This is a genomic window from Pseudomonas sp. B35(2017), from assembly GCF_002113645.1.
In the GTDB taxonomy this organism is placed as follows: Bacteria; Pseudomonadota; Gammaproteobacteria; order Pseudomonadales; family Pseudomonadaceae; genus Aquipseudomonas; species Aquipseudomonas ekonensis.
The window spans coordinates 12,449-35,986 of sequence record NZ_NEIZ01000021.1; the positions used below are offsets into that span (position 1 = coordinate 12,449).

A 23,538-nucleotide genomic window follows, 5' to 3' on the forward strand; every position below is an offset into this window, starting at 1 on the left:
CTTCAGCGGGCGATAAGCGACAACCGGTCAGACGGCCCACGGCGCCGCAGGGTCGAACTTCGACTCGATCCACTGCTTGAACGCGACCACCGTCGCACTGGGAAACCGTGCCGAAGGCCTGACCAGGTAAACGCCGCCCGGCGTATCGAGCTGCCAGTCGGCGAGCACCTGGCGCAGCCTTCCGGCGGCGATGTCGCGGCTCATCAGCCAGTCGCCTGCGCCGAGGATGCCCTCGTCGGCGCAGGCTGCCGCCTGCAGGGATTCGCTGTCGTTGGCGGTCAGGTTGCCTTGGGGCGTCACGGTCTGGATTTCGTCGCCCCGGTGCAGGCGCCAACGCCGATGGCTTCCTGGCGGAGCCAGACCTCGCCAGGGCCGGGCGACAACTCTTCGAGGGTGTCCAGGGTCAACACGTAAGGCGCGCCGGCCTGGGCAAAACGGATCGCTGAAACCATGGGGGTTTTCCTTGCTGTCAGAAGCGGTCATCAAAGGGTGGGCCGAGTATGGGAATTCGCTACTGCGCCAACAATGAGGCCTCGTGCAGATCATTGCTGCACCCTTTACAGCAATCCAACAAACCGGACATTGACCTCAACCGGCCAAGCATCGAACATTCGCCGCGAACCTCTGAATGAAAGAAACGGGCATGAACCTCGAAAAGATCAAAGGACGATTGGCCTTCCTGCGTGAAGCGGAGAAGCTCAAAAGCGTGCTGCGCAGCGCCCATACCGCCGCCGGACGCCCGGAAAGCACCGCCGAACACAGTTGGCGCCTGTGCCTGATGGCCATTGCCTTCGAAGACGAACTGACCGGTCTGGACCTCTCCAGAATCCTCAAGCTGTGCGTCATCCATGACCTGGGCGAAGCCATCAGCGGCGACATTCCTGCCGTCAACAAAGCGTCGTTCCCCGACAAGAGCGAGCAGGAAAAGAACGACCTGCTGCTGTTGACCCAGGCGCTGGACGCGCCCCTGCGGGACGACATCCTCGCGCTGTGGGACGACTACGAACACGGGCGCTCCGCCGAGGCCCAGGCGGTGAAGGCACTGGACAAGCTGGAGACGATCCTGCAGCACACCCAGGGCGCCAACCCGCCCGATTTCAACTACGCGTTCAACCTGACCTACGGCAAGCGCTACACCGACGCCACGCCGCTGTTTCAGACCCTGCGCGCGCTGATCGACCAGGACACCAAAGAACGGATCGGCATGAACCTCTCAATCCGCAAAGAACGGCCACAAGACACCGAAACCATCGCCCGCCTCACCGAAGCCGCGTTCCGCGACACCGAGCACTCCAGCCACACCGAGCACTTCATCGTCGACGCCCTGCGGCGCGCCGGGCAGTTGAGCCTGTCGCTGGTGGCGGTAGAGAACGGCGTGATCGTCGGCCATGTGGCCCTGTCGCCGGTCACGGTGTCGGACGGCACCACGGGCTGGTACGGCCTCGGGCCGATTTCCGTGTGGCCGGAGCGTCACGGCCAAGGCATCGGCGCGGCGCTGATGAAAGCGGCCCTGAGCGAACTGCGGGAACTGGGCGGCGCCGGTTGCGTGCTGCTGGGGGATCCTGACTACTACGGCCGCTTCGGTTTCAAGCCTCATCCGGGCCTGGAATTGCCGGGGGTTCCGGCCGAGTACTTCCAGGCACTGGCGCTGGGCGACGCGGTGCCGACAGGCGTGGTGCGCTACCACGAGGCTTTCGACGCCAAAGAATGAAGCCCCACCGGCAGCCCGGTTCCGCCGGGCTGCTACACTCTCGACGCTTTGCGCGATGTTCCGATGTGCTCCCCTGACTGTCCCCGCAGCGCTCGCCGTTCGGGTCGTCGTCCCCCCGTTTCGCCAACCGGAGGTGTCCCATGAGCAACAGTACCGAACTCTCGTCCTTCACCGGCTGGGCCGCCACCGCCGCCGGCGCGCCGCTTGAACGCTACAGCTACGATCCCGGCCCGTTGGGCGACGAAGACGTCGAAGTGGCCGTGGAATACTGCGGCGTCTGCCACTCCGACCAGTCGCTGATCGACAACGATTGGGGCATCAGCCAATACCCGTTCATTCCCGGCCATGAGGTGGTCGGCAAAATCGTGCGCACCGGTTCCCAGGTGCGGGGCCTTGAGGTCGGCCAGCGGGTCGGCATCGGCTGGTATAAGGGCAGCTGCATGCACTGCCCGTCCTGCATGGGCGGTTCGCATAACCTGTGCAGCACCGCCAGGCCCACCATCATCGGCAGCCACGGCGGGTTCGCCGACCGCATGCGCAGCCACTGGGCCTGGGCCCTGAAGATTCCCGCTGGGCTCGACCCGGCGCTGGCCGGGCCGCTGTTCTGCGCCGGCTCCACGGTGTTCAACCCGCTGGTGGAATTCGGCGTCAAACCCACCGACCGCGTGGGCGTGGTGGGGATCGGCGGGCTCGGTCACTTGGCGTTGCGCTTCCTCAACGCCTGGGGCTGCGAGGTCACGGCGTTCACGTCATCCTTGAGCAAGCAGGACGAAGCCAAGCGACTCGGCGCCCACAACGTGGTGGCCTCCACCGACAGCGCCGCGCTCAAGGCCATCGCCGGCACTCTGGACTTCCTGCTGGTCACCGCCAACGCCAACCTCGACTGGTCGGCGATGCTCGCCACCTTGCGCGGCCGGGGCCGCCTGCACTTTGTCGGCATCGTGCCCAGCGCCATTCCGGTACACGTGTTCGAACTGATTCCCCAGCAGAAGGTCCTGTCCGCCTCGCCGGTCGGCTCCCCCGCCGCCACCGCGACCATGCTGGAGTTCTGCGCCCGGCACCAGATCGTGCCGCAGGTCGAGCAGTTCCCCATGAGCCGAGTCAACGAGGCCGTCGACCATTTGCGCAGCGGCAAGGCGCGGTATCGCATTGTGCTGGATGCGAGCCGGTGAACGGCAGGCCCGCGCCGGACGGCATCCGGTGCGGGCCACGAATCGAGCGAGGAAACGTTAAGCGGAAAATGGCGGAAGGCAGCCGGAGTCGAACCTGCCCGGGAACGGATGCCGTCCCCAACCGGGTTTGAAGCCCGGCCGCGCCACCGGGCGCGATTGCCTTCCTTTGAACTCAGTGTGCGTCGGCGCTGGCCAGCGCGCTGTCGAAGCGGATTTGCCGGTGATCGGCCACCCGCCGGGTCAGGCCCAGGCGGTCGAAGTACTCAAGCACCTGAATGCTGCGCTTGCGCCCCAAGCCTAGCGCATCACGGAACGCCGTGACCTGGATCTGCGGATTTTCTTCGCCCAGTCGCAGCAGCACCGCCGCCATTTGCCGCAGCGTGAGGTCGGTGACGAACAGGTCGCGCACCACCTGATGCATCAGCCCCAGCCGCGCCAGCTTGCGCAGCAGCAGGCGCACGGCAGCATCGTCCCTGCCCGTCACCGCCGCCACGTCGCGCACCCACGGCGGATCGAATCCCGCTGCTTCGAACAGCGGTTGCAGCACTTGCCACAAAGCCTCGTCGTCGGCATTCAGGCGCACCTGATGATCCGGCAGGTGCAGCCACGGGCCACTGGCGGTGACCGAGCCGGCGGCGCGCAATTCGTCGAGCAGGCTGAGGAAGGTCGAACGCTCCACCTCCAAGCCGCTGAAGCGCCGCAGGCGGTCGCGGTCGGGGCCCATCTGGTCGGGCTCCAGCTCATGCAGGCGGGCGAGCTTTTCCAGGAGGGTGAACTTGAGGATGCCCCAGCGCTGGGCGTTGAACAGCACCGGCCCTTGGCGGGTGTCGATCTGCCGGACGTTCTCCGGCAACGCCCAACCGGCCTGCGGACGGTTGAACTGGCGCTCCAGCCGTTGCGCCGCCAACCCGCTGGAACTGTGGTCGAGCAATGCCGGCAAGGCCGCCTCCATCGCTTCGCTGCCGGCCAACGCCCGCAGTTGCGCCAGGCGCTCGGGGCTGCGTCGCTGGCGCGTAGGGGCAAACGGATCGAGCACCTGTCCGCCGCCCAAGGTGCGCTGGGCGCTGGCATCACGCAGGATCAACCGGTCCCCTTTGACGGCCTGCACCGGCGAGGCCGTCAGCAATTGCGCGAACGTGCGCTCGCCGGGATTCAGCCGCGCCCCTTCCAGCAGCGCCACGCGGGCGATCACGTCTTGCGTGCCCAGGTGCAGGTGCACCGGCTGGAAGTGCTCGAAGGTGCGGGTCTCGTCGGGCAGCAGCCGCCATTCGATGTCCAGCCGCTGGGTCGGCGCGTGCAGCCAGTCGGCCGACAGCCATAGGCCTCGGTGGATCTGCCCGAGCTCAAGGCGTTCGCCGCTCAGGTTCAAGGCCACCCGCTGACCGGCGAAGGCGTGTTCGGCGGGTTGGTTCTGCGCATGCAGGCCGCGCACACGCACCGACTTGCCGGATGGCCCGAGCACCAGCCTGTCGCCCACCGCCACCGTCCCCGACAGCGCCGTGCCGGTGACCACGATGCCCGCCCCGGCCACGCTGAACGCCCGGTCGATGGGCAGGCGAAACCCGCCCTCCAGGCTGCGGGCCTGCACCTCGCCCTGGGCCAGCAGCAGTTGCTCACGCAGCGCCTCGACGCCCTGCCCGGTCACGCTCGACACCGCCACCATCGGCGCCTGGCTGAACGGCCCCGGCGCCAGCAGCGCCCTCACCTGCCGCCGCACCGCGTCCACCCTGGCCGGTTCGACCCGATCCGTTTTGGTGATCGCCACCAACGCACGCGGGATCCCGAGCAGCTCGACGATTGCCAGGTGCTCGCGGGTCTGGGGCATCACGCCGTCGTCCGCCGCCACCACCAGCAGCACCAGATCGATGCCTTGGGCCCCGGCCAGCATGTTGTGGGTGAATTTCTCGTGGCCCGGCACGTCGATGAAACCGGTCAGTCCGGCGCCCGGCGCGAGCTCCGCGTACAGGTAGCCCAGATCGATGGTCATGCCCCGCTCGCGCTCCTGCGGACGGCGGTCGCCGGCCTGGCCGGTGAGCGCCTGAAGCAGCGAGGTCTTGCCGTGGTCGATGTGCCCGGCGGTGCCGACGATCATTCAGGCACCTGCAGATGCCCGAGCTGCGCCAGCCACGCCGGTTCGTCGTCCAGTTGCCGCAGATCCAGCCACAAGGCATCGTCGTCGAGACGGCCGAGCACCGGCACCGGCAAGCGGCGCAGCGCCGCTTCCAGGTTCAGCAGGCAGCGCCCGCGCAGGCGCTTGGACACCTGCGGACGTGCGCACAGGGCGGCGCTGGGCAGCCGCGCCACCGGTTGGCTGCCGCTGCCGATCATGCCCAGGGCCGGTTCGGCGCTGACCTGCCAGGCAGGCCCCAGCGTCTGGGCCAACGCCGGTTGCAGGCGTTCGGCCTGGGCCAGGATGTCCGCCTGCGGGCGGGTCAGCAGGCGCAGGCTCGGCAGGCGCTCGGCCAAGCGGTCCGGGTCGCGGTACAGGCCGAGCACCGCTTCCAGCGCCGCCAAGGTCAGCTTGTCGACCCGCAGCGCCCGTTTCAGCGGGTTCTTCTTGATCTTCGCGATCAGCTCTTTGCGCCCGACGATGAGCCCGGCCTGGGGCCCGCCGAGCAGTTTGTCGCCGCTGAAGGTCACGATGTCCGCGCCGTCGAGCAAGGCCTGGCGCACGGTCGGCTCCGCCGGCAGGCCCCAGCGGGTCAGGTCCAGCAGGCTGCCGCTGCCCAGGTCTTCGAGCAGCGGCAGGCCGTGCCGGTGGGCCAGCTCCGCCAGTTCGGCGGTGGGCACCCGGGCGGTGAACCCTTCGATGCTGTAGTTGCTGGCGTGCACCCGCATGATCAGGCCGCTACGCGGGCCGAGCGCCGCTTCGTAGTCGCGGGCGTGGGTGCGGTTGGTGGTGCCGACCTCGTGCAGGCGCACGCCGGCGCGGGCCATGATGTCGGGGATGCGGAACGCGCCGCCGATCTCGATCAGTTCGCCGCGGGAAATGATGCCTTCCTTGCGCGCGCCCAGGCTGTTGAGGGTCAGCAGCACGGCGGCGGCATTGTTGTTGACCACGGTCACGGCCTCGGCGCCGGTCAGTTCGCGGATCAGCCCTTCGATCAGGTCGTCGCGGTCGCCGCGCTTGCCGCTGGCCAGGTCGAATTCCAGGTTGAGCGGATAGCGCGCCGCGACCTGCACCGCCTCGATCGCATCCTCCGGCAGCAAGGCGCGGCCCAGGTTGGTGTGCAGCACCGTGCCGGTCAGGTTGAACACCCGGCGCACGTGGCTGCGCCGCTGCGCCGTCAACCGCTCGGCGGCGCGGCCGGCCAGCGCCTCGGGGCCGATCTCGATGGCCGCCACCTGCCCGCTCAGGACCTCGGGGCGCAGTTCATCCAGCAATTGGCGCAGACAGGCCAGCAGCGCCTCCCGCCCGAAACGCTCGCTCAGCGGCCGGCAGGCGGGATGACGCAACAGGCTGTCGATGGAAGGCAAACGCGGGGCGACACTCACAGACATCCGGCTCTCCCGAAATCAACAGATCGTCGGGCCTGAGTGTAGACGCTGCCGTCATTCGTCTCCGGGGGCCAGCAGCAGATTCGGCGCCAGCCGTTGATGGCCGTCCTGGGCCAGGCGCATGTCCAGCAGCAGGCTGGTCAGGTCCGCCGACAGCGCTTCGGCGTCGGGGTCGTTCTCCAGGTAGACCAACTTGAGGTAGGTGTTGCAGGTGGGGCACACCTCCGCCCGCAGCGGCGCCCGCTCCGCCGTGTGGCGGTCGTCCGCCAGGCTCATGTATTCCAGGCCTTTGCTCTGCTCGCAGTACACGCACTTGACCCGCACCACGTGCCATTCGCAGGCGCACAGCGAACACACCAGGTAACGCAGGCCGTTGTGCTTGCCGCGGTGGCGGATCACCCCGGCCATGGCCGGCGATCCGCAGGCCGGGCATTGGCTGAGGCTGTCGCCGGGGGTGAGCCGCAGGTTCGGCACGCTGAGCAGCCAATGGCTCCACGCCGCTTGCAGGGCCGCGCCGAGAAACGGCACCAGCGCCGCCGGCACCAGCGAATACTGGCCGCTGACCAGCGCCACCGCCCAGGCGCGGCGCTGGCCGGGGCTGGCTGTGCGCAAGGTGGTCACGGACTCGACCACCGCCGCTTGTTCGGGTGCGTCATAGCGTTGCAGCAAAGCGTCCAGGTAAGCCTGCCAGGCGTCCTCGCGGATCAATGTGTCGGCGGCGAACGGCGGCAAACCGTGCTGGTGGCACGTCTCCAGCCGCTGCGCATCGGGCGCCACCGCCAGCGGCGGATCGTCCAGCACCTGCTGCTGCACCCGGCACAGGCCGGCGATCAGGCGCAGGTACGCGGCCAGCGGATGCCCCTCGGCCAGATGCTCCAGCCGCAGGGCCCGCAAGGTGAACAGATCGCGCGGCGGCAAATGCAGGAACGGCGGCGAACCGGCTGCCGCTTCGATTTCCCCAGGTTCCAGAATGGTCGGCAACGGTCAGCCCTTCTTGGTGATCGGCGGTTTCGGCGCAGGCTCGCCTTCCACCTCGCGAGCCCACAGCGCATGGTGCTTGCGGGCCCAGGCGCGGCTGACGCGGCCATGCATCATCGCGTCCACCGAGCCCTTGATCCAGATCCCGGCGTAGATGTGCACGATGATGCTCAGGATCAGCACGAACCCGGCCAGCGCATGCAGCAGCATGGCCCAGCGGATCGTGGTGATGCCGAACCAGTGGCTGAAGTACGCCCGCCAGATCACCAGCCCCGTGAACAGCAACGCCAGCATGCACAGCAGTAAAGTCCAGAACAGCAGTTTCTGCCCGGCGTTGTACTTGCCCACCGGCGGCACGGTCTCCTCGTCGTTGACCAGCACCCGGTCGATGCGCCGCAGCCATTTCCAGTCGTTGTCGATGAAGAAGTTCGAGCGCCAGAAGCGCAACACCAGCCCCATGAAGAACACGAACATCAGCACGCCCATGAACGGGTGCAGGATCCGCGTCCACGGCCCGCCGCCGAACAGGTTCGTCAGCCAGAACAGCGCCGGGTGGAACAGCGCCAGCCCCGACAGCCCGGCCATGAAGAACAGGATCGCCACCAGCCAGTGATTGGTGCGCTGGTTGGCGGTGTAGCGCAGGATCGGTTTGTCGCTCATGGCCTGCCCTCCCCGCGGGGGTCGAAGGTGTGCACCGCCGGATCGACGACATGCACCGAGGTGTCCGGCGGCTGCGGATGCTCATCCTCTTCCGTGCGGTTGGGCCCGACGCGCACGTAATGGAAGAACCCGGCCAGCACCGCCGCGCCCATCGCCAGCAGTCCCAGCGGCTTGCTGATGCCTTTCCACAGGCCCACCAGCGGGCTGATCGCCGGCGCGTCCGGCAGGCCGGCGTACAGCCGTGGCGTGTCGGCGTGGTGCAGCACGTACATCACGTGGGTGCCGCCGACGCCTTCGGGGTCATACAGGCCGGCCTGGCCGAAGCCGCGGCTCTTGAGGTCGACGATGCGTTCGGCGGCGTGGACCTTCATATCCTCCTTGCTGCCGAACACGATGGCGCCGGTCGGGCAGGTCTTCACGCAGGCCGGCTCCAGGCCCACGGCCACCCGGTCCGAGCACAAGGTGCACTTGTAGGCCTTGTGGTCCTTCTGGGAAATGCGCGGGATGTTGAACGGGCAACCGGTGATGCAGTAGCCGCAGCCGATGCAGTGATCCTGATCGAAATCGACGATGCCGTTGGCGTGCTTGATGATCGCGCCGGGGCTCGGGCACGCCGCCAGGCAGCCGGGTTCGGCGCAGTGCATGCAGCCGTCCTTGCGGATCAGCCATTCCAGGTTGCCGGCATCGGTCTCGTGCTCGGTGAAGCGCATCAGCGTCCACGAGTCGGCGGTCAGATCCTGCGGGTTGTCGTAGGTGCCGTGGTTGTGGCCCACCTCGTCGCGCAGCTCGTTCCATTCCGAGCACGCGACCTGGCAGGCCTTGCAGCCGATGCACTTGGTGGTGTCGATCAGCTTGGCGACCTCTTGCTGACCGCGCACCGACGGCGCCGGCGTGGTGGTGGCCGAGCGGGCGATGATGTCTTGGCTGGCCATTTACAGTTTCTCCACGTTGACCAGGAACGACTTGGATTCCGGGGTCTGGGTGTTGCCGTCGCCGAGGAACGGCACCAGCGTGTTGGTCAGGTAGCCGTGCCGCGTCAGGCCCGTGAAGCCCCAGTGCAGCGGAATGCCGATCTGGTGCACCACCTGGTTGTTGACCTGCAGCGGCCGGATCCGTTTGGTGACCACCGCCACCGCCTCGATGAACCCGCGCTTGCTGCTGACCCGCACCCGGTCGCCGGCGACGATGCCCTTCTCTTTGGCCAGCACCTCGCCGATCTCCACGAACTGCTCCGGCTGGACGATGGCGTTCAAGCGGCAATGCTTGCTCCAGAAGTGGAAATGCTCGGTGAGCCGGTAGCTGGTGGCGGCGTACGGGAAGTCCTTGGCCTGGCCGAGGCTGTCCCACACCGAATCGAAGATCCGCGCCGCCGGGTTGCTGGTGGCGTTCTTGTTCTGCGGGTGCAGCGGGTTGATGCCGATCGGCGTCTCGAACGGCTCGTAGTGCTCGGGGAACGGCCCTTCGTTCATCTTGTCGACGGCGAAGAACCGCGCCACGCCCTCGGGGTTCATGATGAACGGGTTCATCCCCGCTTCCGGCGGCACGTCGGCCTTGTAGTCCGGCACGTCGGTGCCGCCCCAAGCCTTGCCGTTCCACCACACCAGGCGTTTCTTCGGATCCCACGGCTTGCCTTGGGGGTCGGCCGAGGCGCGGTTGTAGAGGATCCGTCGGTTGGCCGGCCATGCCCAGGCCCAGCCCTGATGCTGGTGCATGCCGTAAGGGTCGTTGTTGTCGCGCCGGGCCATCTGGTTGCCGGCCTCCGTCCAACTGCCGCAGAAGATCCAGCAGCCGGACGCGGTGCTGCCGTCATCCTTGAGCTGGGCGAAGGCCGCCAATTGCGCGTTGGCCTTGACCGCCAGGCCGCTGGTATCGGTGAAGTCGGTGGTGGCGTAGCCGTTGACCTCCTTGGCGATTTCCTCCGGCGACGGCTCGTCGGCGATCTTGTACGGCCACGACAGCTTCAGGATCGGCTCGGCCCAGGCGCCGCCCTCGGCCTGATAGCGCTGGCGCAGGCGCAGGAACAGCCCGCTCATGATCTGCACGTCGGTGCGCGCCTCGCCCGGTCCGTCGGCGCCTTTCCAGTGCCATTGCAGCCAGCGGCTGCTGTTGACCAGCGACCCGTCCTCCTCGGCGAAGCACGTGGTGGGCAGGCGGATGACCTCGGTCTGGATGTCGGCGGTCTTCACGTCGTTGTAGGGGCCGACGTTCTCCCAGAACTGGGAGGTTTCGGTGGCCAGCGGATCCATCACCACCAGCCACTTGAGCCGCGCGAGCGCTTTCATCACCCGGTTCTTGTCGGGCAGCGCGGCGATCGGGTTGAAGCCTTGGCACATGTAGCCGTTGACCTTGCCCTGGCCCATCAGGTCGAAGACCTTGAGGATGTCGTAGTTGGGGATGTCGAGCTTGGGCAGGTAGCTGTAGCCCCACTGGTTCTCGGCGGTGGCGTTGGCGCCGTACCAGGCCTTCATCAGGCTGACGTGGAACTTGCTGTAGTTCTGCCAGTAGGACAGCTGCCCCGGCCGCAGCGGTTTCTGTGTGCGTTTGGCGATGAAGGCGTCGTAGTCCTGCTCGGCGTCCAGCGGCAGGGTCAGGTAGCCCGGCAGCGAGTTGGACAGCAGGCCCAGATCGGTCAGGCCCTGGATGTTGGAGTGCCCGCGCAAGGCGTTGACCCCGCCGCCCGGCATGCCGACGTTGCCCAGCAGCAGCTGCACCATCGCCGCGCTGCGGATGATCTGTGAGCCGATGGAGTGCTGCGTCCAGCCCAGCGCGTACAGGATCGTCATGGTCTTGCCCGGTTGCGAGCAGGTGGCGATCTCTTCCCAGATCTTCTTCATGGCCTCGCCCGGCATGCCGCAGATCTGGCTGGCCAGGTCGATGGTGTAGCGGCTGTAGTGGCCCTTCATCAATTGATAGACGCAGCGCGGGTCCTGCAGGGTCGGATCGACCTTGGCGAAACCGTCCTCGCCCAGTTCGTAGCCCCAGGTGGACTTGTCGGTGTAGCTGCGCTTGGCCGCGTCGTAGCCGGTGAACAGGCCGTCCTCGAAGCCGAAGCCGGCCTTCACGATGAAGGACAGGTCGGTGTAGTTGCGCACGTATTCGTGCTGGATCTTGTCCTCGGTCAGCAGGTAATTGATCAGCCCGCCCATGAAGGCGATGTCGGTTCCCGTGCGGATCGGCGCGTAGTAGTCGGCCACCGATGCGGTGCGGGTGAACCTGGGGTCGACCACGATCAGCCGCGCAGCGTTGTGCGCCTTGGCTTCGGTCACCCATTTGAAGCCGCACGGATGCGCTTCGGCGGAGTTGCCGCCCATCACCAGGATCAGGTTCGCGTTGGCGATGTCGGTCCAGGTGTTGGTCATGGCTCCACGGCCGTACGTCGGGGCAAGACTTGCCACCGTCGGGCCGTGTCAGACACGCGCTTGGTTATCGAACCCCAGCATGCCGAGGCTGCGCACCACCTTATGGGTGATGTAGCCCGCTTCGTTGGACGCCGCCGACGCCGCGAGGAACCCGGTGGTGAGCCAGCGGTTCACCGTCTGGCCCTGGGCGTTGCGCTCGGTGAAGTTGGCGTCGCGGTCGGCCTTCATCAGGTCGGCGACGCGGTCCAGCGCTTCGTCCCAGGAAATCCGCGTCCACTCGTTGGAGCCCGGCTTGCGCACCTGCGGGTATTGCAGGCGGCCCGGACTGTGGATGAAGTCCAGCAGGCCGGCGCCTTTGGGGCACAGGGTGCCGCGGTTGACCGGGTGGTCGGCGTCGCCCTCGATGTGGATGATGTTCTGCGCCACGTTCTTGCCGGCGTCGCCCTGGCTGTACATGATCAGCCCGCACCCGACCGAGCAGTACGGACAGGTGTTGCGGGTCTCATGGGTGTGGGCGAGCTTGAAGTGGCGCACCTGCTCGGCGAAGGCCGGCGTCGGGGCCATGCCCAACGCGCCCAGGCTAGAGCCTGCAAGGCCGATGCCGGCGACCTTGAAGAACTGACGACGGCTGAGATCCATCGTGCACTCCTGATCAGGTGGAACCCGGTGCGTTGCCGGGCTGTTCTGGACAATCACGGTTGCGGCAGACGCACTGCCGATCCTTTCACTCTAGCCAACGAACCGACGGCCGGCGCGCCAACCGACCGTCGGTGGCACGCGGTCATTCGCCGATTCCCCTTGTGGGAGCGACTGCCCTGCCCTGGGCCGATGATGTCCGGACTGACGCCATCGCCAGCAGGCTGGCTCCCACAGGGGAATGTATGTGCACCCCGGAACACACGGTCGTCTGCCGATGCCTTTGTGGGAGCCAGCCTGCTGGCGATGGCGGCCTGCCTGGCACACCGCGATGACCGCCCGGTCGCGCAAGGGCAGGCAGTGGCTTATCATGGCGCCCATCAACGACCCCGCCTTCACGAGACCCCGCATGACTTTCGATTTTGATCAGGTATTCGACCGCCACGACACCGGCAGCACCAAATGGAGCCGCTATGCGGCCGACGTGCTGCCGATGTGGGTCGCTGACATGGATTTCGCCGCGCCGCCGGTGGTCATCGAAGCGTTGCAGCAACGCCTGCTGCACCCGCTGGTGGGCTACAGCGTGGCCCAGGACAACCTGCGCCAGGCCATCGTCGCCGACCTGTGGGCCAAGTACGCCTGGCGCGTGCAGCCCCAGGAGCTGGTGTTCCTGCCGGGCGTGGAGTCGGGCTTCAACATGGCGCTCAAGGCGCTGGTGCAGCCGCAGCAGAACGTCGTGGTGCAGACCCCGAACTACCCGCCGCTGCGCCACGCGCCGGGCCACTGGGGCCTGAACAAGGTCGAACTGGAATTCCTCGCGCAGGACGACGGCACCTACGCCACCCCGCTGGACGCCCTGCGCCAGTCCCTCGAAGGCGGCGGCGCGCTGCTGCTGAGCAACCCGCACAACCCGATCGGCAAGGTGTTCGGCCGCGAAGAGCTGCAAGCGGTGGCCGACCTCTGCGTGCAGCAGGACGCCTGGATCATCTCCGACGAGATCCACGCCGAGCTGTGCTACGACGGCCGCGTGCACATTCCGACCGCCTCCCTGGGCGCCGACATCGCCAAGCGCACCATCACCCTGATGTCGGCCAGCAAGGCCTACAACATCGCCGGCCTCAAGACCTCGTTCATGATCATCCAGGACGCCGCCCTGCGCGAGCGGGTCAACCACGCCCGCTGCGGCATGGTCGACAGCGTCAACCCGCTGGGCATGGAAGCCACCCGCGTGGCCTACAGCGAGGCCGGGCCTTGGCTCAAGGCGCTGAAACAGTACCTGCAGGCCAACCGCGATTACCTGGTCGAGGCAGTGCGCAGCCGTCTGCCGGGCATCTCGATCAACGTGCCGCAAGGCACTTACCTCGCCTGGCTCGACTGCTCGGCGCTGGACCTGGGCGACCCGCAGCGGTTCTTCCTCGAACACGCCAAGGTCGGTCTGAGCGCCGGTTCGGATTTCGGCGACCACAGCCAACCGTTCGTGCGCCTGAACTTCGGCTGCCCACGCTCGATGCTCGAAGAAGGCATTGCCCGGATGGAACGCAGCCTGGCGCAGCGACGCGGCGCCTAACCCGCAAAACCTGTAGGCGCTTGCCTGCAAGCGATGACGCCGGCACTGCCGACATCTATGGCGACTGCTCCACCGCCATCGCCAGCAGGCTGGCTCCCACAAGGGGTCGGGGGTGTTCGGAATCGGTGGTCACCGCAGAACCTGTGGGAGCGGGCTTGCCCGCGATAGCGTCAGACGGGTCGCCGCAACATCCGGAAATGAGTAACATGACCGCCCGTCCCTGCAGCCCGTCTGCGCCCTGCCGAATAAGCCGATTCCATGCCCTTCGATCTCAGCGTTGACCTCACCACCCTGGCCATCCTGGCCCTCGTCGCGTTCATTGCCGGTTTCATCGACGCCATCGCCGGCGGCGGCGGCCTGTTGACCACCCCGGCCCTGCTCACCGCCGGCCTGCCGCCGCACCTGGTGCTGGGCACCAACAAGCTGAGCTCGACCTTCGGCTCGGCCACCGCCAGCTTCACCTTCTACCGGCGCAAGCTGTTCCACCCAAGGCAATGGATGCACGCGATCGTCGGCACCCTGGTCGGCGCACTGACCGGCGCCATCGTCGCCCACTACCTGCCGGCGGAGTGGCTGAACAAAATGCTGCCGGTGATCGTGTTCGCCTGCGGCCTGTACCTGCTGTTCGGCGGCACGCCGAAGGCGCCGCTGGACAGCGACGCGCCGATCAAGAAGACCTGGCAAGGCCCGCAAGGCTTCAGCCTGGGCTTTTACGACGGCGTGGCCGGCCCCGGCACCGGCGCGTTCTGGACGGTCAGCAGCCTGCTGCTCTACCCCATCGACCTGGTCAAGGCCAGCGGCGTGGCGCGCAGCATGAACTTCGTCAGCAACGTCGCGGCGCTGGCGGTGTTCGTGTTCTCGGGGCAGGTGGACTGGATCATCGGCCTGTGCATGGGCCTGTCGGTGATGGTCGGCGCGTTCTTCGGGGCGCGCACCGCGATCAGCGGCGGCGCCAAGTTCATCCGTCCGGTGTTCATCACCGTGGTGCTGGGGCTGACCGTACGGCTAGCCTGGCAGCACTGGTTCAGCGTGGCCTAAGCGGCGGGCCACGTAGACGTCGATCAGGTAACGTGCAATCGATTTCGACGCCGGCAACGGCGGCAAATCGTGCACGTTGAACCACTGGGCGTCTTCGATTTCGTCTTCCTGGCAGACAATCTCGCCACCGGCATATTCGGCATGAAAGCCCAGCATCATCGAGTGCGGGAACGGCCAGCACTGGCTGCCCATGTACTGAATGTTCTTCACTTCGATGCTGACTTCCTCACGCACTTCGCGGATCAGGCAATCCTCGGCCGACTCCCCCGGCTCGGCGAACCCGGCCAGCGTGCTGTAGACCCCGGTGACGAAACGCGGCGAGCGCGCCAGCAGCACTTCATCGCCCCGGGTCACCAGCACGATCATGCTCGGCGAAATGCGCGGATAGCTGCGCAGGTCGCAGGGCTGGCAGTACATCGCCCGCTCCCGCGGCACCTGGGTCATGGCCTGACCGCAGTTGCCGCAGAACCGGTGTTCGCGGGCCCAGGTGCCGATCTGCGCCGCATAGCCCAGCACCTTGTAGACGGTGTGGTCACCGTCGAGCATGAACGCCCGCAGGCCTTTCCAGTTGCAGCCCGGCACCTCGCTGTGGCTGCGCAGTTCCAGCAGGTACACCGGCTCGCCGTCGAGGTGGCCGATGCCGTGTTCGGCGAGGATCGCCAGGTCCTGGCGCTTGAGCCATTCCCGGGGGAACAGCGCGCCGTTGTCGTCGAACAGAAAGCCCTCGGGGCTGCGCGCCACGGCCCAGCCGCCGGGTTGGTCGGTGTCCAGTACTGCAGTGGTCCAGCGAGATGTCATGGTTTCTCAATCCAGAAATTCGGGTTTCTGTTTGCTCATGTGGGCGGCCATGGCCACGCGCAAGTCGGTGGATTGCAGCATGGCGGCGTTCCAGGTGGCAACGTACTCGAGGCCGTCGTCGATGCCATGGTCGCGCATGTAGCTGATCATGGCCTTGGTGCCGGCGACCGCGATCGGCGACTTGGCGGCGATCTCCCGGGCGATGTCCAACACGCCTTCGATCAGGCTGTCCTTGTCGCCGTAGACGCGGTTGACCAGGCCGATGCTGCGCGCCTCCTCGGCGCCGAAGGTACGGCCGGTGTAGGCCAGCTCACGCAGCATGCCGTCGCCGACGATCCGTGGCAACCGTTGCAGGGTGCCGACGTCGGCGGCCATGCCGATGTCGATTTCCTTGATCGAGAATTGCGCGTCCTCGGCGGCGTAACGCATGTCGCACGCGGCGATCAGGTCGATGGCCCCGCCCAGGCAATAGCCCTGGATCGCCGCCAGCACCGGTTTGCGGCAATTGTCCACGGCATTGAACGAGGCTTGCAGGGTGAGGATCTTGCGCCGCAGCAGGCGCGCGTTGCGGCCGACGTCCTTGCCCAGTTCGTTGGCCACGCCGGCCAGCATCATCAGGTCGATGCCGGAGGAAAAATGCTTGCCGGCACCGCTGAGCACCACCGCCCGCACTGCGTCAGTGTCGTCGATCCACTGGAACACCTCGACGATCTCGCTCCAGAACGCAGCGTTCATCGAGTTGATCTTCTCCGGACGGTTGATCTGCACATGGGCGACGTTGTCGGCCAGTTCGACGCTGAAGGCGGTGTATTGGGTCATGGCAGAAATCCTTTACCGGGCATTGAATGAGGCCCGCACTATAACAAGGCACCTTGACCCGCAGTAAGGCAGCGGTTCGGCCAAAAGCGGGACTGACCCGGCCTCGCCCCGAACCCTGTGGGAGCCAGCCTGCTGGCGATGGCGTCAGTCCAGCCTCCACAGGGCGGAACCTTGCGCCGCGCTCACTGACCTCATCGCCGGCAGACTGGCCCCTACAGGTTCAGCTGCCCTTCACCGCCACAAACGCCGCCGTCTCATAAGGCACCGTCACCACATCCCGGCCCCGCAGCTCGGGCTCGGAGAGGATCAGCGCGCGGATCCGCTCATCGACCTTCGCCCGCTGCGCCGCCGGCAGCGCGGCGATGAAACTGGTGGAGCGCACCCGGTTGAAGATCACGTCCTCCGGCGAGCCGGTATGGCCATGGTGAAACCGCTGCACCTGCAACGGCCCGAACGCCGGATGCGGAAACGCCTGGCGCCAGGCGCCGGTGTAGTAGCGCGGGGTGTCGCCCTCCAGCGCGTTGACGATGGCGTCGAGCTTCGGCACCCAGCTCACTTGCGTGTCGCGCAGGTTCCAGATCAGACCGAGCCGCCCCCCGGGCTTGAGCACCCGGGCGATTTCGTCCAGCGCCTCGGCGGTGGCGAACCAGTGGAACGCCTGGGCGCAGACCACCGCGTCCACCGAGGCGTCCGGCAACGGCAGGTCGGTCGCCGTGCCGCTGACCGCCAAGGCCTTGGGCCAGGTGACGGCGAGCCGGTCGAGCATCTGCGCCACCGGTTCCACGGCAATTACCTGGGCGCCGGTCGCCAGCAGCCGGCCAGTGAACTTGCCGGTGCCGGCGCCGAGGTCGATCACCGTCTTGCGGCCGTCGAGCCCGAGCGTGTCGCTCAGCCAGTCCCCCACTTGGGGCGGGTAGTCCGGACGGCCTTTGACGTATAGGTCGGCGGCGCTCTTGTAGCCGGCGGTGGCTGAATGATGGACCTGATCTTTCATGGCGCACTCCAAAAAGACGACGGACGCCGACGAGCATAGCGTCCGGAATTGGGCTTACCTTGAACGAACCCTGACAAAGCGATGAATAAAAATTCACCCTGGGGTGTTCAAAGTGAAACGTGACCCACAGTGGAGCCTTGCCCATGACTATCCGTTCCGTTATGTTCGCCGCCCCGTTGCTGATGGCCGCCGTTCTGGCCAGCCCCCTGGCCCTCGCCCATGGCGATGAGGACGAGCCGGTCAAGGCACCGAACTGCCCCAAAGGCCAGGTGTACGACAGCAAGTCGCAGAAGTGCGTCATGCAGACCAGCCACCTGCTGCCGGACGCCGACCGCACCGACTACGCCTACCGGCTGGCCAAGGCCGGCCGCTATGAAGAGGCCCTGGCGCTGCTCGACACCCTGCGGCAGCCGAACACCGCCAAGGCCCTGAATTACCGCGGCTACGCCACCCGCAAACTGGGGCGCACCGACGAAGGCATCGGCTATTACCTGCAATCGGTGAAGCTGGATCCGCAGTACGCGCAAGTGCGCGAGTACCTGGGCGAAGCCTACGTGGTGAAGGGCCGCATCGACCTGGCGCAGGAACAGCTGCAACAGATCAAGGCGATCTGCGGCACGGCCTGCGAGGAGTACCGCGACCTGGCCGAAGCCATCAACGATTCATCGAAAACCTGACACGACACGCGGAGGCGATCATTTTCAGCGAACAGGCATTCAGAGCCGAACTGGGGCAACACCTGGCGCGCTTGTGGCGCTACGGCCTGCTGCTGTCGCGCAACCGCCACGTGGCCGAGGATCTGGTGCAGGCCACCTGCGTGCGCGCCCTGGAGCGTTCCGGCCAATACGTGGCCGGCACGCGCATGGACCGCTGGCTGCTGAGCATCCTGCATTCGATCTGGCTCAATGAAGTGCGCGCCCGCCGGGTGCGCCAGGGCCAGGGCACCTGCGACGCAGACGGCCAACTGGCGTTCGACGGCGAATACGCCGCCCAGACCCACGTGATGGCCGCGCAGGTGATCCGCCGGGTCGATGCGCTGCCCGAGACCCAACGCGAAACCGTCTACCTGGCCTATGTCGAAGGGCTGTCCTACCGCGAAGTCGCCGAGATCCTGCAGGTGCCCATCGGCACGGTCATGAGCCGCCTGGCCACCGCACGCCTGAAACTGGCCGAATACCCGCCGCTGCAAGCGGTGCCGAACACCCCCGCAGGAGACCGCCAATGAACACGCCTTCGGACGAGCAACTGGTGGCGTACCTGGACGACGAGATCGACCGCGAACAACGCGACCTGCTGGACACCGCCATCACCGACGACCCGCTGCTGAGCCTGCGCGTGCAATGGCTGGCCCGCAGCAACCTGCCGTTCCGGGACGCCTACGACGAACTGGCCCGGCAGGCGCCGCTGGATCGCCTGCAAGCCCGGCTGGACGCCGCCCCCTCCCCGGCCCGCCCCGGCATCAGCCGGCGCTGGTTCATCGGTGCCGCCGCGGCCGCCCTCGCGCTGGGCGGCGTGGCGGCCGACCGCCTGTTCCTCGGCTGGCAGGCGCGGCAGCCGCACAACTGGCGGGCGATGGTCGGCGACTACATGGCGCTGTACGTGCCGCAGACCCTCGAACATCTGCCCACCGACGAAGCCTCCCAACGCGCCCAGTTGCGCACCGTCGACGCGCGGCTGGGGCTGAACCTGACCGCCGCGCAGCTGAAACTGCCCGGCGCCGAGCTCAAGCGCGCGCAACTGCTGGAATACGACGGCATGCCCATCGCCCAGCTGACCTGGCTGGACGCCGCCCATGGCCCGCTGGCGCTGTGCGTCATCCGTTCCAACAGCGGCAGCCGGCCCTTGGCCCACGAGCGGCGCCACACCCTGAACGTGGTGTACTGGACGGAGCGCGAACACGCGTGGATGCTGATCGGCCACAATCCGCCCGCCGATCTGGAGGCGCTGGCGAAAATGTTTAAGGACCGGCTCGGCGCCTGACCGAAGCGGCCGCTATGCTGGGTAAGTGATTATCCAGGGAGGAACACTGTTTATGCCGATCTCACCACGCTCTGCATTGCTGGTCATCGACGTCCAGAACGACTTCGTTCCCGGCGGCCGGCTGCCGGTACCCGAGGGAGACCTGATCGTCCCGCTGGTCAACCGTCTCGGCGCCCGCTTCAAGCAAGTCATCGCCGCCCAGGACTGGCACCCGGCCGGCCACGCGTCGTTTGCCTCAAGCCATCCCGGCCACGGGCCTTACGATGTGGTCCACTTGCCGTACGGCGAGCAGACCCTCTGGCCGGACCATTGCGTGCAGGGCTCGCCGGGGGCCGAGTTTCACCCGGGGCTGGACCTGCCCCACACGCAGTTGATCATCCGCAAGGGCTGCAATCCCGACATCGACAGCTATTCGGCGTTTCTGGAGGCGGACCGGGCCACGGTCACGGGCCTGGCCGGTTACCTGAAGGAGCGCGGCGTCGACACCGTTTACGTGGTCGGGCTGGCCCTGGACTTCTGCGTGATGTTCACCGCGCTGGATGCGCGGGCGGCCGGCTTCAATGCCTTCGTGGTGATGGACGCCTGCCGGGCCATCGACCACAACGGCTCGCTGGCCGCAGCGGTCGAACGGATGCAGGTGGCGGGCGTCGGCCTGATCCAGTCCAAAGACCTTCTCTGACTGACTTCGCGGGCAAGCCCGCTCCCACAGTGGATCTAAGCCTTGCACATACTCTGTGGGAGCCAGCCTGCTGGCGATGGCGGCCTGCCTGAAACATTGGATCTACGCCGTGCGCCTACCCTGTGGGAACCACTGTCTTGCGCCGGGCCTGTGGTGTCCGGACTGACGCTATCGCCAGCAGGCTGGCTCCCACAGGGGGATCCTCGGCCCAGGCACCGCCATCAGGCCGGGGTCGGCAGGCACAGCCGGAACCGCGCCCCGCCCAGCGGAGAACTCTCCACGGTCAGCGTGCCGCCCTGGGCTTCCAGGGCCCGGCGGCTGATCGCCAGCCCCAGGCCAAAGCCCCCCGTGGCCCGGTCGCGACTGCGGTCGAGCCGGTAGAACGGCTCGAAGATCCGCTCGCGCTCGTCGTCCGGAATGCCGATGCCGTCATCGTCCACCCAGATCTCGCAACCCTTGGGGCACACCTGCACGCCGACCTGGATGCGCTTCTCGCAGTAGCGCATGGCGTTGCGCAGCAGGTTCTGCAAGGCCCTGGCGGTGAGGCGCGGATCCAGCGTGAAGCGCTCAAGCTGACCGTGCAGCAGCACGTCGATGACGACCTCCGAGGACTCCTGCTCGTCATCGACGCTGCCCAGGATGCTGTCGATGAACTCGTCCAGCGACACCTCGACCTGCTCCGGCAGCTTCGCCGGATTCTGCAGGCGGCTGTAGGACAGCAGCTCCAGTACCAGGTCATCCAGCTCGCGGATGTGCGCAACCAGCCCTTGCAGGCGCTCGCGGCTGGCCGCCGGCAAGTCGTCGGACAGCGCCAGCGCCAGGCCGAAGTCCAGGCGGGTCAGCGGCGTGCGCAATTCATGGGAGACCGCGTTGAGCAGGTCGCGCTGCTGGTTGAGCAGGCTTTCGATATCGCTGGCCATGGTGTCGAACACGTAGGCCAGGCTGCCGATGTTCGAGCTTTGGGCGATCTGCGTGCGCTCGCTCAGATGGCCCTTGCCGAACCGTTCGGCGGTACGCTTGAGGCGCTCCAGGTCGCGCCAGTGCGGGCGCAGCCACAGCAGCAGGCACGCCAGCATCGTCGCGCCGATCAGCACGTTGATGCTCCAGTACAGCAGGTTGACGTCCATCGGATCCGGCGGCACCACCATCCGCACCGCCATCTCGTCGTTGAGCGGCGTCACCGCCAGGGTGCGCCAGCCCCAATCGCCGATGCGCACCACGTTTTCGCCCTTGAGCAGACGCTCGCGCTCAGGCGCGGTGAAATCGGCGTCATCGATGCGCGCCAGCACGATGTGCAGCGGCTGGAAGTCCTTGTCCATCGAGGCCGCGACCTCCGGCCAGCGCTCCGGCGGCGCAGCGCGGAACTGCTTGGTGATCAGCGACTGCAAGCCCCGCGAGAATTCCAGGTTGTAGGTGATGAAACGATCACGGAAGACCATCACCACCAGGTCCGGCATCAGATAGGTCGCGGCGCTGAACGAGACGATCGTCACCAGATAGAGGCGGAACAGGATTCTGAACATCGGCTCAGCATTCCCACTCGGAACGGCTGAACAGGTAGCCCTTGCCCCACACCGTCTTGATCTTGCGCGCCTCGCCGGCGTGGTCGTCGAACTTGCGCCGCAGCTTGGAGATGGCCACGTCCACCGAACGGTCGGTGCCGTTGAACTCGATGCCGCGCAGGCGCTGCAGGATCTGGTCGCGGCTCAGCACTTCGCCGGCGTGGCGGGCCAGCACCACCAGCAGGTTGTATTCGCCGCTGGACAGCTCCACCGCCTGCCCGCGCCAGGTCACGGTGCGCTCCGACAGGTCGATGCACAGGTTGCCCATGACGATCCGGTCGTTGACCGTCAACGGCTCGCCCAGGCTGCTGCGACGCAGTAAAGTGCGCACCCGGGCCAACAGCACCCGGGGCTCGCAGGGTTTGGTGACGTAGTCGTCGGCGCCCATCTCCAGGCCCAGCACCTGATCGTGGCTGTCGTCCCGGGCCGTGAGCATCAGGATCGGCAGCGTCGCCGAGTCGGCGCGCAGCAGGCGGCACACCTGCAGGCCGTCGAGGCCCGGCAGCATCAGGTCGAGGATCACCAGGTCCGGCGGGCTGAGCCGCGCCCGCTCGCGCACATGGTCGCCGCGGCCGATCACGCTGACGGAATAACCGTTGCGCTCCAGGTAGCTGGCAATCAGTTCGGCGAGGGCGGTGTCGTCTTCGACCAGGAGGATGTTGGGCATGGGGTGTTCCAGAAAGTGCTGGCGACCGGACAACCGCCATCGCGAGCAGGCTCGCTCCCACAGGTTTTGTTCGTTGTAGGAGCGAGCCGGCTCGCGATGGCGGCCTGACTGTCACAAAAGAATTCAAGGCATAAAGGATATACGCCCTCACCCGTCCCTGACTAAAACCCTTACACAATTTCACACAGCGCCTACAAAGCTTCACCGCTGCCGGCGGTCGCTACCCGTAGGATTCGCCCATCAACATTGGGGGTAGTACATGTCGAAGAAACTGCTGGCCGGGCTCGGCCTGATCGCAACGGCGCTGGCGCTCGGCGCCTGTGGTGCGTCCTCGGACAGCGAAGAGCAGGCGCCGCCGGCCACGGTGCGGATCGAGACCCTCAAGGCCCATCCCCTGTCGCTGAGCAGTGAGCTGAGCGGACGCATCGCCGCGCCGCGCATCGCCGAAGTGCGGGCGCGGGTGGCCGGCGTGGTGCTGCAGCGCACCTTCCGCGAAGGCAGCGACGTGAAAAAGGGCGACGTGCTGTTCCGCATCGACCCGGCCCCGTTCAAGGCTGACCTGGACAGTGCCGAAGCCGCGCTGCGCAAGGCCGAGGCCAATGCGTTCCAGGCTTCGCTGCAAGAGCAGCGCTACGCCCAGTTGATCGGCGACAAGGCCATCAGCGCCCAGGACTACGACAACGCCCGGGCCAACGCACGGCAGACCGCCGCCGAGGTCGCCGCCAACAAGGCGGCCGTCGAACGGGCGAAGCTGAATCTGGGTTACGCCACCGTCACCGCGCCGATCTCCGGACGCATCGGCCGGGCGCTGGTGACCGAAGGCGCGCTGGTCGGCCAGAACGAAACCACGCCGCTGGCACTGATCCAGCAGCTCAACCCGATCCATGCCGACGTCACCCAGTCGACCCGCGAGCTCAACGAACTGCGCCGCGCCTTCCGCTCCGGCCAGTTGCAGCAGGTCGGCCAGGATCAGGTCAAGGCCACGCTGATCCAGGACGACGGCAGCCTCTACCCGTTGCCGGGCAAGCTGCTGTTCGCCGACATCACCGTCGATCCGGGCACCGGCCAGATCATCCTGCGCAGCGAGTTCCCCAACCCGGACCTCGACCTGTTGCCCGGCAGCTTCGTGCGCGTGCGCCTGGAGCAGGCGGTCATCCGTGAAGGCCTCACCGTGCCGCAACGGGCCGTGCAGCGCGACAGCGCCGGCATCGCCCAGGTGCTGACCCTCGACGATCACCTGCGTGTGGCCCAGCAGCCGGTGCAGCTCGGCGCGGTGCAGAACGACCGCTGGATCGTCACCGGCGGCCTCAAGCCGGGCGACCGCATCATCGTCGAAGGCTTGCAGCACGCCCGTCCCGGCGAAACCGTGCAGATCGACGACACCCCTCTTCCACTCGCCCAGACCTCCGGGCAGTAAGCA

20 protein-coding genes, 1 tRNA gene and 2 pseudogenes are annotated in these 23,538 nt (G+C 67.0%); 10 read left to right on the forward strand and 13 right to left on the reverse strand.

All coding sequences use genetic code 11. The features are described from left to right. Positions 1-27 precede the first annotated feature (27 nt). Positions 28-432 (reverse strand): annotated as a pseudogene (locus tag CAG41_RS24940) (LysR substrate-binding domain-containing protein); the annotation flags it as partial. Positions 433-643: 211 nt separating this feature from the next. Here CAG41_RS24940 and CAG41_RS28955 point away from each other — a divergent pair. The 3 genes and pseudogenes from CAG41_RS28955 to CAG41_RS24950 form a co-directional block, all read left to right on the forward strand. Beyond that, a pseudogene (locus CAG41_RS28955) lies at positions 644-1,201 on the forward strand (HD domain-containing protein); the annotation flags it as partial. A gap of 3 nt (positions 1,202-1,204) precedes the next feature. Continuing rightward, positions 1,205-1,711 carry a GNAT family N-acetyltransferase gene (locus CAG41_RS28960; protein ID WP_256575582.1) on the forward strand — a complete coding sequence of 169 codons (507 nt, stop codon included), beginning with the start codon at positions 1,205-1,207 and terminating at the stop codon, positions 1,709-1,711. 140 nt (positions 1,712-1,851) lie between these two features. Further along, positions 1,852-2,883, forward strand: a complete 1,032-nt coding sequence (locus CAG41_RS24950) for an NAD(P)-dependent alcohol dehydrogenase (protein ID WP_085707594.1) — start codon at positions 1,852-1,854, stop codon at positions 2,881-2,883. 69 nt (positions 2,884-2,952) lie between these two features. Here CAG41_RS24950 and CAG41_RS24955 read toward each other — a convergent pair. The 7 genes from CAG41_RS24955 to fdnG form a co-directional block, all read right to left on the reverse strand. Further along, a tRNA-Sec gene (locus tag CAG41_RS24955) sits at positions 2,953-3,048 on the reverse strand. 7 nt (positions 3,049-3,055) lie between these two features. Then, positions 3,056-4,975: a selenocysteine-specific translation elongation factor gene (gene selB / locus CAG41_RS24960; RefSeq protein WP_085707595.1), complete on the reverse strand. Its 1,920-nt coding sequence runs from the start codon at positions 4,973-4,975 to the stop codon at positions 3,056-3,058. Continuing rightward, positions 4,972-6,384: an L-seryl-tRNA(Sec) selenium transferase gene (gene selA, locus CAG41_RS24965; RefSeq protein ID WP_085707596.1), complete on the reverse strand. Its 1,413-nt coding sequence runs from the start codon at positions 6,382-6,384 to the stop codon at positions 4,972-4,974. The genes selB and selA overlap by 4 nt, the downstream gene beginning before the upstream one ends. A gap of 51 nt (positions 6,385-6,435) precedes the next feature. Beyond that, on the reverse strand, positions 6,436-7,362 hold the full coding sequence (gene fdhE / locus CAG41_RS24970) for a formate dehydrogenase accessory protein FdhE (protein ID WP_085634053.1): 927 nt from the start codon (positions 7,360-7,362) through the stop codon (positions 6,436-6,438). 3 nt (positions 7,363-7,365) lie between these two features. Then, positions 7,366-8,019 (reverse strand): formate dehydrogenase subunit gamma, encoded by a 654-nt coding sequence (locus CAG41_RS24975; protein ID WP_085634054.1) that lies wholly within the window; start codon positions 8,017-8,019, stop codon positions 7,366-7,368. After that, a complete protein-coding gene (gene fdxH, locus CAG41_RS24980; protein WP_085707597.1) occupies positions 8,016-8,951 on the reverse strand; it encodes a formate dehydrogenase subunit beta in 936 nt (311 codons plus the stop codon). The genes CAG41_RS24975 and fdxH overlap by 4 nt, the downstream gene beginning before the upstream one ends. Then, positions 8,952-12,017, reverse strand: coding sequence for a formate dehydrogenase-N subunit alpha (gene fdnG, locus CAG41_RS24985; RefSeq protein WP_139834994.1), 3,066 nt, complete (start codon positions 12,015-12,017; stop codon positions 8,952-8,954). It abuts the gene before it with no gap. Between the two features lie 406 nt (positions 12,018-12,423). Here fdnG and CAG41_RS24995 point away from each other — a divergent pair, with 406 nt between their 5' ends. Both CAG41_RS24995 and CAG41_RS25000 read left to right on the forward strand, forming a co-directional pair. Beyond that, positions 12,424-13,581: a MalY/PatB family protein gene (locus tag CAG41_RS24995; protein ID WP_085583821.1), complete on the forward strand. Its 1,158-nt coding sequence runs from the start codon at positions 12,424-12,426 to the stop codon at positions 13,579-13,581. A 258-nt stretch (positions 13,582-13,839) separates the two neighbouring features. Continuing rightward, positions 13,840-14,619 (forward strand): TSUP family transporter, encoded by a 780-nt coding sequence (locus CAG41_RS25000; protein ID WP_085583823.1) that lies wholly within the window; start codon positions 13,840-13,842, stop codon positions 14,617-14,619. On the opposite strand, the gene nudC is transcribed toward CAG41_RS25000, so the two are convergent. The 3 genes from nudC to CAG41_RS25015 all read right to left on the reverse strand — a co-directional run bounded on the left by nudC (position 14,587) and on the right by CAG41_RS25015 (position 17,230). Then, positions 14,587-15,417, reverse strand: coding sequence for an NAD(+) diphosphatase (gene nudC / locus CAG41_RS25005; RefSeq protein ID WP_085656993.1), 831 nt, complete (start codon positions 15,415-15,417; stop codon positions 14,587-14,589). The genes CAG41_RS25000 and nudC overlap by 33 nt on opposite strands. A 6-nt stretch (positions 15,418-15,423) precedes the next feature. Next, positions 15,424-16,236, reverse strand: coding sequence for a crotonase/enoyl-CoA hydratase family protein (locus tag CAG41_RS25010; protein ID WP_085583827.1), 813 nt, complete (start codon positions 16,234-16,236; stop codon positions 15,424-15,426). Positions 16,237-16,456: 220 nt separating this feature from the next. Next, positions 16,457-17,230: a class I SAM-dependent methyltransferase gene (locus CAG41_RS25015; RefSeq protein ID WP_085583829.1), complete on the reverse strand. Its 774-nt coding sequence runs from the start codon at positions 17,228-17,230 to the stop codon at positions 16,457-16,459. A 143-nt stretch (positions 17,231-17,373) separates the two neighbouring features. Here CAG41_RS25015 and CAG41_RS25020 point away from each other — a divergent pair, with 143 nt between their 5' ends. The 4 genes from CAG41_RS25020 (at position 17,374) to pncA (ending at position 19,889) form a co-directional block, all read left to right on the forward strand. Beyond that, the gene (locus CAG41_RS25020; protein ID WP_085583831.1) at positions 17,374-17,907 is read left to right on the forward strand and encodes a tetratricopeptide repeat protein; all 534 of its coding nucleotides are present in this window, start codon (positions 17,374-17,376) and stop codon (positions 17,905-17,907) included. A gap of 62 nt (positions 17,908-17,969) precedes the next feature. Next, complete coding sequence (locus tag CAG41_RS25025) at positions 17,970-18,455, forward strand: sigma-70 family RNA polymerase sigma factor (RefSeq protein WP_085583833.1); 486 nt, start codon at positions 17,970-17,972, stop codon at positions 18,453-18,455. Beyond that, the gene (locus CAG41_RS25030; RefSeq protein WP_085583835.1) at positions 18,452-19,210 is read left to right on the forward strand and encodes an anti-sigma factor; all 759 of its coding nucleotides are present in this window, start codon (positions 18,452-18,454) and stop codon (positions 19,208-19,210) included. The genes CAG41_RS25025 and CAG41_RS25030 overlap by 4 nt, the downstream gene beginning before the upstream one ends. Positions 19,211-19,262: 52 nt before the next feature. Then, a complete protein-coding gene (pncA, locus tag CAG41_RS25035; protein WP_085633713.1) occupies positions 19,263-19,889 on the forward strand; it encodes a bifunctional nicotinamidase/pyrazinamidase in 627 nt (208 codons plus the stop codon). Between the two features lie 221 nt (positions 19,890-20,110). Here pncA and CAG41_RS25040 read toward each other — a convergent pair whose 3' ends face one another. After that, entirely contained in the window at positions 20,111-21,412 is a 1,302-nt protein-coding gene (locus CAG41_RS25040) for an ATP-binding protein (protein ID WP_085583839.1), read from the reverse strand. 4 nt (positions 21,413-21,416) lie between these two features. Then, positions 21,417-22,118, reverse strand: coding sequence for a response regulator transcription factor (locus tag CAG41_RS25045; RefSeq protein ID WP_085583841.1), 702 nt, complete (start codon positions 22,116-22,118; stop codon positions 21,417-21,419). A gap of 259 nt (positions 22,119-22,377) precedes the next feature. Here CAG41_RS25045 and CAG41_RS25050 point away from each other — a divergent pair, with 259 nt between their 5' ends. Further along, positions 22,378-23,535, forward strand: a complete 1,158-nt coding sequence (locus CAG41_RS25050) for an efflux RND transporter periplasmic adaptor subunit (protein WP_085583843.1) — start codon at positions 22,378-22,380, stop codon at positions 23,533-23,535. The last annotated feature ends 3 nt before the right edge of the window (positions 23,536-23,538 follow it).

What these genes read in the sequence shown, in the direction of transcription:
- CAG41_RS25010 (WP_085583827.1), bottom strand. Translation starts at nt 16,236, where the DNA reads ATGACCCAATACACCGCCTTCAGCGTCGAACTGGCCGACAACGTCGCC.
- CAG41_RS25050 (WP_085583843.1), top strand. Translation starts at nt 22,378, where the DNA reads ATGTCGAAGAAACTGCTGGCCGGGCTCGGCCTGATCGCAACGGCGCTG.
- selA (WP_085707596.1), bottom strand. Translation starts at nt 6,384, where the DNA reads ATGTCTGTGAGTGTCGCCCCGCGTTTGCCTTCCATCGACAGCCTGTTG.
- CAG41_RS25000 (WP_085583823.1), top strand. Translation starts at nt 13,840, where the DNA reads ATGCCCTTCGATCTCAGCGTTGACCTCACCACCCTGGCCATCCTGGCC.
- nudC (WP_085656993.1), bottom strand. Translation starts at nt 15,417, where the DNA reads ATGACATCTCGCTGGACCACTGCAGTACTGGACACCGACCAACCCGGC.
- CAG41_RS25020 (WP_085583831.1), top strand. Translation starts at nt 17,374, where the DNA reads ATGACTATCCGTTCCGTTATGTTCGCCGCCCCGTTGCTGATGGCCGCC.
- CAG41_RS28960 (WP_256575582.1), top strand. Translation starts at nt 1,205, where the DNA reads ATGAACCTCTCAATCCGCAAAGAACGGCCACAAGACACCGAAACCATC.
- CAG41_RS24950 (WP_085707594.1), top strand. Translation starts at nt 1,852, where the DNA reads ATGAGCAACAGTACCGAACTCTCGTCCTTCACCGGCTGGGCCGCCACC.
- CAG41_RS24995 (WP_085583821.1), top strand. Translation starts at nt 12,424, where the DNA reads ATGACTTTCGATTTTGATCAGGTATTCGACCGCCACGACACCGGCAGC.
- CAG41_RS25030 (WP_085583835.1), top strand. Translation starts at nt 18,452, where the DNA reads ATGAACACGCCTTCGGACGAGCAACTGGTGGCGTACCTGGACGACGAG.
- CAG41_RS25040 (WP_085583839.1), bottom strand. Translation starts at nt 21,412, where the DNA reads ATGTTCAGAATCCTGTTCCGCCTCTATCTGGTGACGATCGTCTCGTTC.
- fdxH (WP_085707597.1), bottom strand. Translation starts at nt 8,951, where the DNA reads ATGGCCAGCCAAGACATCATCGCCCGCTCGGCCACCACCACGCCGGCG.
- pncA (WP_085633713.1), top strand. Translation starts at nt 19,263, where the DNA reads ATGCCGATCTCACCACGCTCTGCATTGCTGGTCATCGACGTCCAGAAC.
- CAG41_RS24975 (WP_085634054.1), bottom strand. Translation starts at nt 8,019, where the DNA reads ATGAGCGACAAACCGATCCTGCGCTACACCGCCAACCAGCGCACCAAT.
- CAG41_RS25045 (WP_085583841.1), bottom strand. Translation starts at nt 22,118, where the DNA reads ATGCCCAACATCCTCCTGGTCGAAGACGACACCGCCCTCGCCGAACTG.
- selB (WP_085707595.1), bottom strand. Translation starts at nt 4,975, where the DNA reads ATGATCGTCGGCACCGCCGGGCACATCGACCACGGCAAGACCTCGCTG.
- CAG41_RS25015 (WP_085583829.1), bottom strand. Translation starts at nt 17,230, where the DNA reads ATGAAAGATCAGGTCCATCATTCAGCCACCGCCGGCTACAAGAGCGCC.